The organism is Streptomyces sp. NPDC033165 (genome assembly GCF_055577965.1).
In genome coordinates, this window is sequence record NZ_JBVIPK010000003.1 from 470,330 (window position 1) to 485,177 (window position 14,848).

General features: G+C 72.5%; 14 protein-coding genes and 1 pseudogene. 10 read left to right on the forward strand and 5 right to left on the reverse strand.

The genetic code is table 11. From position 1 onward, the window contains the following. Positions 1-35 precede the first annotated feature (35 nt). Positions 36-905 carry a phytanoyl-CoA dioxygenase family protein gene (locus tag ACZ5WC_RS09990; protein WP_468540330.1) on the forward strand — a complete coding sequence of 290 codons (870 nt, stop codon included), beginning with the start codon at positions 36-38 and terminating at the stop codon, positions 903-905. A gap of 29 nt (positions 906-934) precedes the next feature. Further along, entirely contained in the window at positions 935-2,116 is a 1,182-nt protein-coding gene (locus ACZ5WC_RS09995) for a glycosyltransferase family 2 protein (RefSeq protein WP_468540331.1), read from the forward strand. On the opposite strand, the gene ACZ5WC_RS10000 is transcribed toward ACZ5WC_RS09995, so the two are convergent. From ACZ5WC_RS10000 to ACZ5WC_RS10010, 3 genes are read right to left on the reverse strand one after another with little or no spacing between them, the layout of a single operon-like run. After that, positions 2,097-3,062 carry a Gfo/Idh/MocA family protein gene (locus ACZ5WC_RS10000; RefSeq protein ID WP_468540332.1) on the reverse strand — a complete coding sequence of 322 codons (966 nt, stop codon included), beginning with the start codon at positions 3,060-3,062 and terminating at the stop codon, positions 2,097-2,099. The genes ACZ5WC_RS09995 and ACZ5WC_RS10000 overlap by 20 nt on opposite strands. Further along, positions 3,059-4,054 (reverse strand): zinc-dependent alcohol dehydrogenase, encoded by a 996-nt coding sequence (locus tag ACZ5WC_RS10005; protein ID WP_468540333.1) that lies wholly within the window; start codon positions 4,052-4,054, stop codon positions 3,059-3,061. The genes ACZ5WC_RS10000 and ACZ5WC_RS10005 overlap by 4 nt, the downstream gene beginning before the upstream one ends. Further along, positions 4,041-5,432 carry an MFS transporter gene (locus ACZ5WC_RS10010; protein WP_468540334.1) on the reverse strand — a complete coding sequence of 464 codons (1,392 nt, stop codon included), beginning with the start codon at positions 5,430-5,432 and terminating at the stop codon, positions 4,041-4,043. The genes ACZ5WC_RS10005 and ACZ5WC_RS10010 overlap by 14 nt, the downstream gene beginning before the upstream one ends. Positions 5,433-5,727: 295 nt before the next feature. On the opposite strand from ACZ5WC_RS10010, the gene ACZ5WC_RS10015 reads away from it, so the two are divergent. Beyond that, positions 5,728-7,242, forward strand: a complete 1,515-nt coding sequence (locus ACZ5WC_RS10015) for a glycoside hydrolase family 3 protein (RefSeq protein ID WP_468540335.1) — start codon at positions 5,728-5,730, stop codon at positions 7,240-7,242. 20 nt (positions 7,243-7,262) lie between these two features. Here ACZ5WC_RS10015 and ACZ5WC_RS10020 read toward each other — a convergent pair whose 3' ends face one another. Beyond that, positions 7,263-8,009: a formylglycine-generating enzyme family protein gene (locus ACZ5WC_RS10020; protein WP_468540336.1), complete on the reverse strand. Its 747-nt coding sequence runs from the start codon at positions 8,007-8,009 to the stop codon at positions 7,263-7,265. 497 nt (positions 8,010-8,506) lie between these two features. On the opposite strand from ACZ5WC_RS10020, the gene ACZ5WC_RS10025 reads away from it, so the two are divergent. From ACZ5WC_RS10025 to ACZ5WC_RS10045, 5 genes are all read left to right on the forward strand, one after another. Further along, positions 8,507-8,671, forward strand: a complete 165-nt coding sequence (locus ACZ5WC_RS10025; RefSeq protein ID WP_468540337.1) for a hypothetical protein — start codon at positions 8,507-8,509, stop codon at positions 8,669-8,671. A 42-nt stretch (positions 8,672-8,713) separates the two neighbouring features. Next, complete coding sequence (locus tag ACZ5WC_RS10030; RefSeq protein WP_218525555.1) at positions 8,714-9,007, forward strand: Dabb family protein; 294 nt, start codon at positions 8,714-8,716, stop codon at positions 9,005-9,007. 198 nt (positions 9,008-9,205) lie between these two features. Beyond that, positions 9,206-10,075 (forward strand): RNA polymerase sigma factor SigF, encoded by an 870-nt coding sequence (locus ACZ5WC_RS10035; RefSeq protein WP_468540338.1) that lies wholly within the window; start codon positions 9,206-9,208, stop codon positions 10,073-10,075. 234 nt (positions 10,076-10,309) lie between these two features. Further along, a complete protein-coding gene (locus ACZ5WC_RS10040) occupies positions 10,310-11,176 on the forward strand; it encodes an RNA polymerase sigma factor SigF (protein WP_096626612.1) in 867 nt (288 codons plus the stop codon). 63 nt (positions 11,177-11,239) lie between these two features. Next, positions 11,240-12,142: a hypothetical protein gene (locus ACZ5WC_RS10045; RefSeq protein WP_468540339.1), complete on the forward strand. Its 903-nt coding sequence runs from the start codon at positions 11,240-11,242 to the stop codon at positions 12,140-12,142. A gap of 56 nt (positions 12,143-12,198) precedes the next feature. Here the strand turns inward: ACZ5WC_RS10045 and ACZ5WC_RS10050 are convergent, their stop codons facing one another. Continuing rightward, positions 12,199-12,414 carry a hypothetical protein gene (locus ACZ5WC_RS10050; RefSeq protein WP_468540340.1) on the reverse strand — a complete coding sequence of 72 codons (216 nt, stop codon included), beginning with the start codon at positions 12,412-12,414 and terminating at the stop codon, positions 12,199-12,201. A gap of 228 nt (positions 12,415-12,642) precedes the next feature. Here ACZ5WC_RS10050 and ACZ5WC_RS10055 point away from each other — a divergent pair, with 228 nt between their 5' ends. Both ACZ5WC_RS10055 and ACZ5WC_RS10060 read left to right on the forward strand, forming a co-directional pair. Further along, the gene (locus ACZ5WC_RS10055; RefSeq protein WP_468540341.1) at positions 12,643-13,149 is read left to right on the forward strand and encodes a MarR family winged helix-turn-helix transcriptional regulator; all 507 of its coding nucleotides are present in this window, start codon (positions 12,643-12,645) and stop codon (positions 13,147-13,149) included. Positions 13,150-13,285: 136 nt separating this feature from the next. Then, positions 13,286-14,845: pseudogene (locus ACZ5WC_RS10060) on the forward strand (MDR family MFS transporter); the annotation flags it as partial. Positions 14,846-14,848 lie beyond the last annotated feature (3 nt).

The following is a 14,848-nucleotide window of genomic DNA, read 5'->3' on the forward strand; positions in this document are numbered from 1 at the left end:
GACCCCGCCCGCTCGCCCGTGCCGAAGGACACCCCATGCCGGAATCGACGCTGTACTCCAACGGCGTACCCATCCGCTTCTCGCCGGACCTGTTCGGGCCCCTGCGGTCCGGTGCGGGCCTGCCCGACGACCCGGCCGCGCTGCGCGAGCGCCTGCGCACCGACGGGTATCTGTACCTGCCGGGCGTACTGGACCGGGACAAGGTGCTGCGCCTGCGCGGCGCCTACTTCTCGCTCTTCCCGGACGGCTACCTGGCCGAGGGGACCGACGCGAGGGACGGGCTGTTCTCCGGCAGCGTGCCGGAGAGCCTCCCGGCGTACGGGGTCGCCGGGCACCCCGCCCACGCCTTCGTCCGGTCGGCCGCATTCGAGGAGTTCGTGGCCGACCCGCTGCTCGCCGACCTCGCCGGGAAGCTGCTCGGCGGGGACGCCTGGATGCTGCCCCGGCAGATCCTGCGCCACTTCCACCGGGGCTCCCAGCTCGCCTCCCGGGCCCATGTGGACCTCGACTACATGAACGCCCTCTCCCCCGCGCCGCGGGTGCTCACCCTGTGGATACCCGTGGGCGACTGCCCGCCGAGCACCGGCTCTCTGGTCTACCTGGAGGGCTCCCACACCCTTGCGCCCGAGGAGTACGAGCCCCTGCGCGAGAAGGGGGACCGCCCCGGCGACCGGCGGCCGATCTCCCACGACCTGGAGCTGACCGCACGGCATCTGGGGCGGCGGTGGCTGTGGGCCGACTTCGCCGCCGGGGACCTCATGGTGCACGTCCCGCAGATCGTCCACGCGTCCCTGGACACCACCACCGACGCCATGCGTCTGTCCGCCGACGTCAGATTCGTCCGCTCGGACGACACACCCGACCCGCGGTGGCTCGCCCCGTGGTCGGCCGACGACGGAGCATGAACCCGACCCCAGCCGATCGGAGCACCCCCGTGTCCCACGCACCCGAGCCGACCGTTCCCCGGCTCGCCGCCCGCCTCACCGCCTACGCGGTGCTCGCCCACGACCCGGCCGTGCCGGGCATCGCCGCCGACTACTGGGCCAAGAGCGAGGAGCACTACCGCACGGTGGACGCCGCGCTCGCCGCCCTCGCGGCCGCGTCCCCGGACTCCGCGCGCGCCTACCGGGACGTCGTCGCCGACCCCGCGCACACCGCGCCCCAGCACGCCCTGCGCGAGTCCCTCGCCGGACTGCTGGAGGAACACCCGCTACAGCGGGCCGAGCTGGCCGACGCCGTGGCCGAGGCCGACCGGCACATCTGGATCGACTACCACCTCGGCGCGGAGTACACCTCCCAGGAGCCCCCCGCGGCCCCGGAGCCGTCAGAGCCCCGGCCGCGCTCCGAGCCCGCGACCGTGCACGTGGTGATCCCCTTCCGGGACCGCTCCGGCGGGCTGCGGACCCGTAACCTGCTGGCCTGCCTGAAGGCCCTGGCCGACCAGGAGGGCGGGCCCGGACACCGGGTCACGGTGGTGGAGACCGACAGCGAGCCGCGCAGCCGCGAGGTGCTGGAAGGCGTCGTCGACCGCTATGTCTTCGCCCGCAAGGACGGTCTGTTCAACAAGGCGTGGGCGGTCAACGTCGGAGTCGTCGAGGCGACCGGCGACGCCTCCTACGTCTGTGTCCTGGACGCGGACATCCTCGTCGACCGCCACTTCGTCGCCCGCAACACCGCCCGGCTGCGCGACGGCGGCCACGGCACCCATCTGCCGTTCCGCTGGTCGCTCTCGCTCGACGGCCCGTCCACCTTGCACGCCATCGGCCTGCGCAACGGCCGGGGGGCCGCCGATGTGCCCGACACCGTGCTGCGCGGTCTGCTGCTGCGGGAGCCGCCGGGCGGCTGTGTGTGGCTGCGCGCGGACGTCTTCCACGCGGTGGGGGGCTTCGACGAACGGTTCGAGGGGTGGGGCGGCGAGGACGACGACGTGGTCGCCCGGCTGGCCGCCGCCGCGCCCCTGACCCGCTACGACGACCCGCTGCTGCACCTGGACCACCCACGGCCCGCGATGACCCGGGAGGACGGGCTGCCCTTCAACGCCCATATCGAGCCCGTGAGCTGGACCCGGGAGCGCGGCTACGGGGACCGGGAGAAGTTCACGGCGGCCACGGCCTGACCGGCGCCCCGCCCAGGGCGTCGGACCGCTCCGCCGCCACCAGGACGTCATCGACCTGTACGGCCTCGGCCACCGGGCACACCGGTGGCCGCCCGGCCGCCACCGCCGCGACGAAGTCGGCGACGAGCGGCAGATGGGGGTTGGCGTCCGGCGGGCACCGGACGCGCCGGACGCCGCCGGGCTCCCGGAGCTGCAACTCCCCCGAATCCAGCGGGTCCAGGGTCAGGGAACGCCCGCCGCCGTGGAGGGCGAGCAGGTCCTCCGGCGGCCCGTCCCCCCACTCCGCCGAGCAGTGCGCCCGCAGCCCCGTGGCCCACTCCAGCTCCACGGTGGCGGCGCGCTCGGCACCTCCGGGGAAGCGCCTGCCGAGCCGGGCCCGTACCTCGACAGGCCTCCCGAACAGCATCAGCAGCAGGTCCAGGCGGTGGCTGCCCGCGTCGGCGAGCACCCCGCCGCCCGCCACGGCCCGCTCGGTGCGCCAGCGCATCGGATGGCCGGGCCCCGGCTCGAACGCGGACCGGAACCGCACCTCCACCCGCTCCGGCGACCAGCCGTGCAGCGCGCGGCGCAACTCCCCGACGACGGGAGCCAGTCGGCGGTAGTACGCGACGCCCGCGCACGCCCGGCCCGTGGCGAGCGCGGAGCCGCCGGGCCGCAGGGAACCGGCCAGCGGCTTCTCCACGAGCACCGGCAGCCCCGCGTCCAACGCCAGGGCGGCCAGCGGCACATGGCGGTCGACGGGCGTGGCGACGTACACCGCGTCCAGGCCCGCCGGCAGGCCCCGGGGGTCGCTGCCGGACGCGGTGATCCCCCACCGCAGGGCGGCCGCGGCCGCGCGCCCGGCGTCCCGCCCCCACAGGAACACCGGCTCCTGGCCCGCCGCGCGCAGCGCGGGCAGCACCCGCCGGGACACGACGTCACCGTGCCCGGCGATGCCCCACCTCACGGAACGATCGCCACCTTCAGCGTCCGGTGCGGCGGACCGTCGTACGGGGCCTGCTCGCCGTCCGGGTGGAGCGCGCGGCTGGCCGACAGCTGCTCCATCGCCTTGGGCAGGTCCTCCAGCGGGTAGGTGTGCGTCAGGAGCTCCGGGAGGTACAGCTCCTTGGACCGTACGAGCCGTTCGGCGGTGGCGAGGGCTTCCGCCCGTGCGGTGTCGAGGGGTTCGGCGGAGCTGTGGACCCGCAGCCCCTTGCGCTCCCAGGTGACCAGGTCGAGGGTGACGTGGGTGTCCACGTGGTGGGTGCCGAGCATCACCACGAGCCCGTTCTGCCGTACGAGGCCGACGCAGGCGTTGAGCGTCGTGGGCGTGCCCACCGCGTCGATCGCCACGTCGACACCGTCCGCGACCTCCCGCAGCGCGGCGGCGCTGCCGTCGACCCGGCGGGTGGTGTCGGCGCCGAGGAGGGCCGACCGGTCCAGGCGCCAGTCGTCCAGGTCGACGGCGGTGATGTGGGAGGCCCCGCGCAGCGCCGCCATCCGCAGCGCCATCAGGCCGACCGGGCCCTGGCCGATGACCGCGACCCGGTCCCCGAGCCGCACCCCCCGGGTGGCGTGGACGGCCAGGGGCAGCAGTTGCAGGATCGCGCCCTGATCGAAGGGCACCTCGTCCGGGAGGAGCCCCACGGCTATCTCGCGGGCCAGCGCGAAGTCGGCGTACCCGGTGGTCAGCGGGGTGCGGACGAAGACGCGCCGCCCCGGTGCCACGCGGGTGACGCCGGGGCCGACCGCCTCGACGACCCCGGCGACCTCATGGCCGAAACAGCCCTGGGCACAGTGCTCGCGCTCCCCGTAGTAGTGGTAGTACGCCAGGTCGCTGCGGTTGCAGACCGTGCAGGCCCGCACCCGTACCAGGACCTCCAGCGGCCCCGGCACCGGCACCGGGGCGTCGGTGACCAGGCGGATGTCGCGCCTGCCGACGAGCTCATACCGTCGCATGGTTCTTCTTCTCCTCCGTGTGCGGCACCGCGATTCTGCGGGCGATCGGAACGGCCGCGGCGGCGACCACGAGGGCGGTGCCGAAGACCGCCGCGAAGGCTGTCGCGTCCTGGCCCGCGCTCACGTGCGCCGCGTTGAACAGCGCCCCGCACAGGCCCACGAGCAGCACGCTGGACAGACTGTCGGACAACTGGAGCGAGGCCGAGTTCCGGCCCTGCTCGTCGACGGGCGAGTGTTCGAGCGTGAGGACGCCGACGCCGGGCAGCAGGAGCCCCATGCCGAACCCGGCGACCAGGAGTCCGACGGCGACGGTCACCGCGGGCATCGCCCGCAGCGCCCCGCCCAGGGTCACGGCCGCACCCGCCGCGTGGATCAGCGCACCGGCCAGGACGACCCGCTCGCGCGGCCAGGGCAGCCGGGGGTGCCCCTGGAGCCAGGAGGCGGCGAACCAGGTGAGGGCCGCCCCGGTGAGCGACATCCCGGCGGCCCCCGGCGACCACTGGCGTTCGTTGACCAGCATCAGCGGGATGTAGGTCTCGACGGTGAAGTACACCCCGGCCGAGACGCCGCGCAGCAGCACCAGCGACGGGATGCCGCGCCCCGCCCGCAGCGTGCGCGCGGGCAGCAGCGGGCGCAGCCACACCACCAGCAGGACCAGCCCGGCGGACACCGCGACCAGGCGGTGCAGGCCCGACTGGGACCCTGCGTACTGCAACAGCCCCGCCCCCAGGGCGACGGCCAGTGCGGGCATCGCGCGCAGCCCGCCCGGCTTCTCGCCGTCCTCGTCCCCGGCGGGCCGCAGCCGCCCCAGCGGACCGGCCAGCAGCGCCAGGGACAGCAGCCCCAGGACCGCGATGCCGTGGAACACCCAGTGCCACGAGAGGCGTTGGGCGACCGCCCCGGCGATCGGCGGGCCCACCATGGAGGGAACGATCCAGCACGCGGTGATCAGCGAGAACATCCGGGGCCGCAGCGCCGACGGATAGGCGCGCCCCACGACCACGTACAGCGCGACGGTGACCGCACCGCCGCCGAGACCCTGCACGTACCGCCCCAGCAGAAAGGGAACGATCGATTCTGCGAGGCCGGAGACCAGTGCGCCGCCGGAGAAGAACGCCAGCCCGGCGCAGAGCGCGGGAGCGGGACCCCGGCGGTCGGACCAGCCGCCCGCGAGCACGGTCCCCACGATTCCGGTGGTGAGGAATCCGCCGAACGCCAGTGAATACAGGCCGAGTCCGTCGAGATCCTGCACAGCGATCGGCATCACCGTGCTCAGCGCCAGACCGGCGAACGCGACCAGGACGAAGGTGCTGCTCACCGCGAGCGTGCGGGCCCGGTAGGGGCGGGAGAACACCCCGGGCGGGGCCGGTGCGGTCATGACGTTTCCGTGGCGGCTTGCATGGTCGTCCCCCGTCGCCTGAAGTGGAGCACCGGGAGGCTTGCACAGGCCCCCGATGGCGTCAACCCGTACCGATCAACAGCGGAAGGCGACATGACGACCCATCAGACAGAACCGGCGAGAGGGGAGAACCCGCGGGTCAGCCGCCGCTTCGGCGAACGATTGTCTTGACACTGAAGATTGGTATAGGCCAACATCCCCTTCATCCTGCACCATTGCCGCGGGGGTACGCATTTCCCTCGGCCCCGCATCGTGCCCGAGCTTGAGGATCTTCATGGCAGAGAACAGCCACCCCGGACTCATGAGGCTGGCCAACTCCGTGCTCCAGCCGGGCTTCGTCGGGACCACCGCACCTGACTGGCTGCTCCGCCGGGTCGGCGAAGGCCTCGGCTCCGTCGTCCTGTTCGGGCGCAACATCGAGACGCCCGAGCAGGTCGCCGCGCTCACCGCGTCGCTGCGCGCCGAGAACCCCGACCTGATCGTCGCCATCGACGAGGAGGCGGGCGACGTCACCCGCCTCGAAGCGCGCGACGGCTCCTCCTGGCCCGGCAACCTCGCCCTCGGCGCGATCGACGACATCGACCTCACCGAACAGGTGGCCCGCGACATCGGCCGGGCTCTGCGCGAGGTCGGCGTCTCGCTGAACTACGCGCCCAGCGCCGACGTGAACTCCAACCCGATGAACCCGGTGATCGGCGTCCGCTCCTTCGGCCCGCGCACCGAGGTCGTCTCCCGCCACACCGCCGCCTGGATCCGCGGCCTCCAGTCCGCCGGTGTCGCCGCCTGCGCCAAGCACTTCCCCGGCCACGGCGACACCAACGTCGACTCCCACCACGGTCTGCCGAGGGCCGGGGCGGACGCCTCCGCGATCGCCCGGACCGCCCTGCCGCCGTTCATCGCGGCCATGGAAGCGGGTGTCCGCACGGTCATGACCGCGCACATGCTCACCCCGGCGTACGACGGCGAGCTGCCCGCCACCCTCAGCCAGAAGATCATCAACGACCTGCTCCGCGACGAACTCGGCTTCACCGGCCTGGTGGTGACCGACGGCATCGAGATGGGCGCCGTCTCCGACCGCTACGGCATCGCGGGCGCCACCGTGAAGGCCGTGGCCGGGGGCTGCGACGCGGTGTGCGTCGGCGGCGAGAGCGCCGAGGAGTCCACCACCGTCGAGCTGACCGAGGCGATCGTGCGCGCCGTCCTGGACGGCACCATCCCCGAGGAGCGGCTGGCCGAAGCGGCCTCCCGTGTACAGGAGTTCGCCGCCTGGTCCGCCAAGCTGACCCGGGACGCCGCCCCCGACGGCCGGACCGCCGGCATCGGCCTGGTGGCCGCCCGGCGCGCGGTCACCGTCCACCGCAACCAGGACGCCCGGGCCGAGTTCCCGCTCGTGGGCGACGCCCACGTGGTCGAGCTGTCCCCCGTGACGAACCTCGCCATCGACGGCTCCACCCCGTGGGGCGTGGCCGGGCCGCTGCGCGCGCTGCGGCCCGGCACCACGTCCGTACGGCTCGGCGAGTCGGAGCTCCGGGGCGAGAAGGACCTGCTGGACCGGGCCGCGCTCGCACCCGCCACCGGACGCGCGCTGGTCGTCGTGGTGCGCGACGCGGCCCGCTACGGCTGGATGTCGCAGGCCCTGACCGGTCTCCTGCGCCACCGCCCCGACGCGTTGGTCGTCGAGATGGGCGTTCCCGGCGGCGACCGCCCGGGGGCCGTGCACGTGACGACGCACGGCGCGACCCGGGTCTCCGGCATCGCCGCCGCCGAACTCCTGGCCGGCAAGGGCTGACCGGGGCGGCCCGGGCGGGGCTACCCGGCGACGCGGGCCGACGCCGCCAGGCGGAAACCGATACCGATGGCCGCCAGGTCCTCCTCGTAGGCGCCGTGGCGGCGGGCGCAGCGGGCCAGGTCCACGTCGTGGCGGAACGCGCCGCCGCGGGTGATGTGGGGGTCGAAGGCCCAGTCCTCGACCTGCGGCACGTCCTCGGGGGCACCGGGGTAGGGGGCGTACAGCGTGGAGGTCCACTCGTCGGCGTTGCCCGCCATGTCCAGGACGCCGAAGGGGCTGGCCCCCTCGGGGAACGAGCCGACCGGAGTGGTCGTGCCGAGGCCGAGGTCCACCAGGTTGGCCAGCCCCGTGCGGTACTCGTCGCCCCAGGGGAACTCCCGGCCGTCGTCCCCGCGTGCGGCCCGCTCCCACTCGTCCTCCGTCGGCAGCCGGACGCCGGGGTCACCGGTGCGCTCGCCCAGCCAGCGGCAGTAGGCGCTCGCCTCGTCCCAGCTCACGCCGATGACCGGATGGTCCTCGGGGCCCCGGGGAGCGGGCCTGCCGGTGGCGGCGGCGAAGAGAGCCCACTGACCGGCGGTGACCTGGGTACGGGCGATCCGGAAGGCGGGGATGCGGAGCTCGGCGCTCGGGGCCTCCTTGCGGTACCACGCCTCCGGCACCCGGGTGCCGGCATAGCGGTCGGCCACCAGCGCGATGTCGTCGGCCGGGGTACCCCGCCGGAGCACTCCGGCCGGAATCTCCACCCAGTCCACCGGTGCGATCTGCATCGTTCCTCCTCGGCCAGGCCAGTAAGGCCACCATGATCGCCGGTACGGTCCCAGGAGTCATCGGCCCAGGGACGGAGACCCACAGGGACCGGAAGACCAGGACCCGGGCACGAGGAGGTGCCCGGGTCACAGGGAGTAGGTCGGGGGAAGCGGCATCGGGGGGACAAGCCGCTTCCCCCGGTGGGAACAGGGCCTGTCGGCCCCCGCCGCGGTCAGGGGGGTATCGCGCGGCGGCGACCCCACAGAGAGGCCCCGTTCCGGCCCTCCGGTTCCTGCCGGTCCGTCGGGCTCGGTATCCATCCTGCCGCGCCCCACCCGGCCGTACGGGCGGGCAAAAGGCCTCGACGGCCGGGCCGTAGGTCCTTAAAGGCCGCGTCAGTGATCGGGCCGGCGGCGGGCAGCGGCCACCGGATACGGCCAAACGTGCGGATACAATCGCCCGGTCGCACAGGGCTGCAGGCGGGGCACCGGCGGGGTCTACGGGGAGGCAAGGGCAAGTGGCGCAAGCGAAGAAGATCGCGCTCTACATACTGGTGGTCTTCGTGCTGTACACGATCATCACCTCACCCAAGCGGTCCGCCGAGCTCGTGGGGGTAGGGTTCGAGGGCGTTTCCAGCGCCGCCCAGAGCGTCGGCGACTTCATGTCCGAACTGGTCAAGTAGTTCAGCAGCTCACGTAGAGACGAAGCGGGAATAGGGATAGCCGTGATTCGCCACCTGGTCCTTTTCAAGCTCAACGAGGGCGTCGAGCGCGACGACCCGCGGGTGGTCGCCGGCGACCGGGCCTTCCGCGAGCTGGCGGGACAGATCCCCGAACTGGAGTTCTGGGAGTGCGCCTGGAACATCACCGACCGGCCGATCGCGTACGACTACGCCATCAACTCCGCCGTCGCCGACGAGGACGCCCTCAAGCGCTACATCGAGCACCCGGCCCACCAGGCGGCCGCGGGACAGTGGCGGGAGTTCGCCACTTGGGTGATCGCGGACTACCCCTTCTGACCGCTCCCCGCCCCCGGCCCGCCCCGGCCGCGCGGACCCCTCGCCGTTCAGGCGGGGGGTTTTGTCGTGCGATTAATGGGTTTTCGGGGTCAACACGGTGTTTTGCGGTGCTTGCACACAGTGGACATGTCTTGTGATGCTATGACCGCTTTTGACGGATGAGTTGACCGTAGTTGACCGCAAAGGGGTGGCGTCACCGTGCCGGCCAGTACAGCGCCTCAAGTGCCTCCCCAGAACGTCCAGACCGAGGACCTCCAGGACATCCAGACCGAGACCCCGGACCCCTCCGTCACCCCCGCCAGAGCCCGCGGCGCGGACACCCGGGCGCTCACCCAGGTCCTCTTCGGCCAGCTCAAGGACCTGGAGCCGGGCACCCCGGAACACCGCCGGGTCCGGGCCGCCCTCATCGAGGCCAACCTCCCCCTCGTCCGGTACGCCGCGGCACGGTTCCGCAGCCGCAACGAGCCGATGGAGGACGTCATCCAGGTCGGCACCATCGGCCTGATCAACGCGATCGACCGGTTCGACCCGGAGCGCGGGGTCCAGTTCCCCACCTTCGCGATGCCCACCGTCGTCGGCGAGATCAAACGTTACTTTCGCGACAACGTGCGCACCGTCCACGTCCCCCGCCGGCTGCACGAGCTCTGGGTCCAGGTCACCGGCGCCACCGAGGACCTGACGACCGCTCACGGCCGCTCCCCGACCACCGGCGAGATCGCCGAGCGGCTGAAGATCTCCGAGGACGAGGTACTGGCCTGCATCGAGGCCGGACGCTCCTACCACGCGACCTCGCTGGAGGCGGCCCAGGAGGGCGACGGACTGCCCGGCCTCCTCGACCGGCTCGGCTACGAGGACCCCGCGCTCGCGGGCGTCGAGCACCGCGACCTCGTACGCCACCTCCTCGTCCAGCTCCCCGAGCGCGAGCAGCGCATTCTTCTCCTGCGCTACTACAGCAACTTGACACAGTCCCAGATCAGCGCGGAGCTGGGTGTCTCGCAGATGCACGTGTCAAGGCTCCTGGCCCGAAGTTTCGCCCGACTGAGATCCGCAAACAGGATCGAGGCGTAACCGGAACGGGTAGACCGCCCAGAGAGCGGTTCTGACGGCACAAAAGCCCTGCACCCCCTGTTTCCAGGGCGGATTCGGCGCTGACTTGTCGACATGTCACTACAGCGTGTTGCCGACATGTGACATTCTGCTCGAAGCGCGTTTGCCGCAGCCCCGCCTCCGGTATTCAGGTGGAGGCTGCGTTCCTCCGATGGTCGCGGCCACCGCGACCGTCCGCGACCTCAAGGGGGTGGCATGTCCGCAGAACAGGGCAGCTCGAAGGTGCTCACGCTCACGAAGAGCGTGCCGGCACCCGCCGTGCTCACCAGCTCGCCGGAAGCCATCGACACCCGCACTCTCTCCCGCTCCCTGTTCCTGCGGCTCGCCGCACTCGGTCCCGCCTCGGGCCCCGAGGGAACGGACAGCCCGGAGCGTACCTATGTGCGGGACACACTGATCGAGCTCAACCTCCCGCTGGTGCGTTACGCCGCGGCGCGGTTCCGGAGCCGTAACGAACCGATGGAGGACATCGTCCAGGTCGGCACGATCGGCCTGATCAAGGCGATCGACCGGTTCGACTGCGAACGGGGCGTGGAGTTCCCCACGTTCGCGATGCCCACGGTCGTCGGCGAGATCAAGCGCTTCTTCCGCGACACCTCCTGGTCGGTCCGGGTCCCCCGGCGGCTCCAGGAGCTGCGGCTAGCGCTGACCAAGACCAGCGACGAGCTCGCCCAGAAGCTCGACCGCTCGCCGACCGTCCCGGAGCTCGCCCGCGCGCTCGGGGTCTCCGAGGAGGACGTGGTCGACGGTCTCGCCGTCGGCAACGCGTACACCGCCTCCTCGCTCGACTCCCCCTCGCCCGAGGACGACGGCGGCGAGGGCTCACTCGCCGACCGCCTCGGGTATGAGGACTCGGCGCTGGAGGGCGTGGAGTACCGCGAGTCGCTGAAGCCGCTGCTGGCCAAACTGGCCCCGCGCGAGCGCCAGATCATCATGCTGCGGTTCTTCGCGAACATGACGCAGTCGCAGATCGGCGAGGAGGTCGGCATCTCCCAGATGCACGTCTCCCGGCTGCTGACCCGTACGCTCGCCCAGCTCAGGGAAGGACTCATCGCCGACTGAGCCCGTGGACCGCTCCCGTTCACGAGGGTTCGTATTTGACGGGCCGTCAGCCATACTGGCGCGATGCGCCGTCAGATGCGTAAGACTCGTCAGATACGTCAGGTACGTCCGGCATTCGGCTTCACCGGCCGCCGGGGCAGCGCGATCGTCGCCTCGGCGGCCGCGCTGTGTCTGGGCGGGGCGCTGACCGCCTGCGCGAGCGGCCCGGACGGGAACGAGGGCTACGTGGCCGTGGGCGCGGCGGCCGAGGGCGGTAAGCGGCCGCCCGAGGGGGCCGGGCAGCCCTCGGGGGAGGTCACGCTGACCCCGCTCGACGGGGACGGCGACCGGGGCGGGGGACGGCCCGGAGAGGGGCCGGGCGACGGCCCGGGTTCCGGTAAGGGCCGGGCCTCGCCCCCGTCACCGGAGGCGGGCGCTCGGAGCGGCCCCGACAGCGGCGGCGGCGAGCGCACGCGGACTCCCGGCGGCCAGGGGGGCGCTTCCGCCGCGCGGCCGAGCGCGAAGCCCTCCGGCGGCGGTTCCGGGTCACCGTCCGCCGGACGGCCCGACACCCCGGCGCCGCCGAGGACGCCCGAACCGGGTGGCGGCAGCGGCGGCCGGCCCTCCGGGTCCGGTACGCCGAGCACTCCCGCCCCACCGCCCCCGCCTCCGCCCCCGGGCCCGGCCGTGCTGAAGCTGAGCGCCCCGCAGCGCGCGGCGGCGGACAGGCGGTGGTGCGAGAAGGTGACCGTGGAGTTCCGCAACACCGGTGGCTCCCCGGCGCGTTCGGGGACCGTCACCTTCGCGACGCACATCATCGGCGCGCTCGGTGTCGACTGGGCGACGATCAGGACGGCCCAGCCGCTGCCCGCCCCCATCGGCGCGGGCGCGGCGCGGACGGAGACGTACACCGTGTGCGTGGATTCCTGGCGGGTCCCCCTGGGGATGCGCGTCGAGACCCAGGACGTGTCCGCCGTCTGGAAATGACCCCGGGCCCCGGTCACGCGTACGCGCGGCCCGGGGCCCGGGGGCCGGACGGTTCGTCAGCCCAGTGCGAGCCAGGCCACCGCGCCGAGGACGAGAACGGCCGCGATCACGGCCGCGATCACCCCGGCTCTCGGCCCGGCCGAGGTCGCCGCGGGCCGCTGCCGCTGCCGCGGCTCCCCCTCGTCGACAAAAGCGCGGAACATCTGCGTGCTGCCCGCCGGGTCGTGGTTGCCCTCGGGGCCCGGCTGGGGGGCGTGGGGGTTGTGTGCCATGGGGCAGGACCCTAGCGAACCCGGGACTCGGGCCCAACCCCCGGGGCCGCTCCGGAGCCGTCCCGCGGGGCCCCGCAGGGCCTTGACCCGCAGCCTACGGAGGCTTTTGCGTTCCTTTACTTCTGCAAGCCCGTTTTCGTTTGCCTGTAGCAACCAACGGCTTCTATGGTTGCCCTAAGCAACAACATATGCGTCAACCACCTATGCGCCGACGCGTTGGGGGCTCCAGTGGCCGCACGGAGTAGTTACGAGGAACTGGCCCGGCAGCTCAGCGCCGTCGGGGCCGTCAAACGGGGGCTCACCCGCGCACTGCCTCCCGAGTGTCCCGGCGGTTCCGCCGCCGTACTGACGCTCCTGGACCGGCACGGCGAGATGCGGATCAGCAGGCTCGCCGAGCTGCTGGCCGTGGACATGTCGGTGACCAGCCGCCATGTGGCCCATGTGGCCGAGCGCGGCTGGATCGAACGGTCCCCGGACCCGGCGGACAAGCGGTCCCGCATCCTGCGGCTGACCCCCGCCGGGCGCGCTCAGCTCGACGAGCTGAGCAGGCGGGTGACCGAGACGTTCGCCCGGAACCTCGCGGACTGGTCCGACGACGACGTCGGACAGCTGAACGCGCTGCTGTCCCGGCTGCGCGACAGCTTCGCCTGCCGCGGGTCGGACGGCTGCGCCCCCGGAAGCCACACCGGAGGGTGCCGCACCCGTACCGGCGCTCACACCCGTACACCTGTGTAACAGAAGCGAATACGCACGGATAAGGAACTCAATGGCTACGACCACACCGACCGGTGTGCGGGGCGGCCGCGCCAAGCACGGAGGCCATGGCGGCCGCGGAGGTCACAGCGGCTCCGGCGCCCCCGACGGCACGCCGATGACGCACCGGCAGATCATGGAAGCGCTGACCGGGCTGCTGCTCGGCATGTTCGTCGCGATCCTGTCGTCGACGGTCGTCTCCAACGCCCTGCCGGAGATCATCTCCGACCTCGGCGGCGGCCAGAGCGCCTACACCTGGGTCGTCACGGCCTCACTGCTGGCCATGACCGCCACCACCCCGCTCTGGGGCAAGCTCTCGGACCTCTTCAGCAAGAAGCTGCTGGTCCAGATAGCCCTGATCATCTACGTGCTGGGCTCGGTCGTCGCCGGGCTCTCGACCAGCAGCGGCATGCTCATCGCCTGCCGGGTCATCCAGGGCATCGGCGTCGGCGGTCTCTCCGCCCTCGCGCAGATCGTGATGGCCGCGATGATCGCCCCGCGCGAGCGCGGCCGCTACAGCGGCTACCTGGGCGCGGTGTTCGCCGTCGCCACCGTCGGCGGCCCGCTGCTCGGCGGTGTCATCACCGACACCAGCTGGATGGGCTGGCGCTGGTGCTTCTACGTGGGCGTGCCGTTCGCGATCATCGCCCTGATCGTGCTCCAGAAGACCCTGAAGCTCCCGGTCGTCAAGCGCGAGGTCAAGGTCGACTGGTCGGGCGCGCTCTTCATCAGCGCCGCCGTCTCGCTGCTGCTGGTCTGGGTGACCTTCGCGGGCGACAAGTACGACTGGCTGTCCTGGCAGACGTACGTGATGGTCGCGGGCTCGGTCCTGCTCGGCCTGATCTTCGTGCTCATCGAGTCGCGGGCCAGTGAGCCGATCATTCCGCTGCGCCTGTTCCGCAACCGCACCATCACCCTGGCCTCGGTCGCCTCGCTGTTCGTCGGCATCGCGATGTTCGCGGGCACGGTCTTCTTCAGCCAGTACTTCCAGCTGGCGCGCGGCAAGTCGCCGACGATGTCCGGCGTCATGACGATCCCGATGATCGCGGGCCTCTTCCTCTCGTCGACGATCTCCGGCCAGGTCATCACCAAGACGGGCCGCTGGAAGGCCTGGCTGGTCAGCGGTGGCTTCCTGGTCACGGCGGGGCTCGGGATGCTCGGCACGATCCGGTACGACACCGCCTACTGGCATGTCGCCGTCTACATGTTCGTCATGGGTCTCGGCATCGGCATGATGATGCAGAACCTGGTCCTCGCCACCCAGAACCAGGTCGCCCCCGAGGACCTCGGCGCCGCGAGCTCGGTGGTCACCTTCTTCCGCTCCCTCGGCGGCGCGATCGGCGTCTCGGCGCTCGGCGCGGTCCTCGGCAACCGGGTCACCCACTACGTCAAGGACGGCCTGGCCGAACTCGGCCCGGAGGGTGCCGCGTTCGGCCACGGCGGTACGGGCGGCGGGGGCATCCCCGACCTGGACAAGCTGCCCGAGCCGCTCCGCCTGGTCATGGAGGCCGCGTACGGCCACGGCGTCGGCGACGTCTTCCTGTACGCCGCCCCGTGCGCGCTCGTCGCCTTCATCGTGACGATCTTCATCAAGGAGGTCGCCCTGAAGACGAACGCGGCGGACGAGGCGCCGGTCACCGCGGGCACCCCCGCCGGAGCGGAAGCAGCGGTCCCCGCCGGA

Bases quoted from the DNA above. Each gene is read 5' to 3' on its own strand.
- ACZ5WC_RS10015 (WP_468540335.1), top strand. From the start codon at position 5,728: ATGGCAGAGAACAGCCACCCCGGACTCATGAGGCTGGCCAACTCCGTG.
- ACZ5WC_RS09990 (WP_468540330.1), top strand. From the start codon at position 36: ATGCCGGAATCGACGCTGTACTCCAACGGCGTACCCATCCGCTTCTCG.
- ACZ5WC_RS10005 (WP_468540333.1), bottom strand. From the start codon at position 4,054: ATGCGACGGTATGAGCTCGTCGGCAGGCGCGACATCCGCCTGGTCACC.
- ACZ5WC_RS10050 (WP_468540340.1), bottom strand. From the start codon at position 12,414: ATGGCACACAACCCCCACGCCCCCCAGCCGGGCCCCGAGGGCAACCAC.
- ACZ5WC_RS10020 (WP_468540336.1), bottom strand. From the start codon at position 8,009: ATGCAGATCGCACCGGTGGACTGGGTGGAGATTCCGGCCGGAGTGCTC.
- ACZ5WC_RS10040 (WP_096626612.1), top strand. From the start codon at position 10,310: ATGTCCGCAGAACAGGGCAGCTCGAAGGTGCTCACGCTCACGAAGAGC.
- ACZ5WC_RS10045 (WP_468540339.1), top strand. From the start codon at position 11,240: ATGCGCCGTCAGATGCGTAAGACTCGTCAGATACGTCAGGTACGTCCG.
- ACZ5WC_RS10010 (WP_468540334.1), bottom strand. From the start codon at position 5,432: ATGACCGCACCGGCCCCGCCCGGGGTGTTCTCCCGCCCCTACCGGGCC.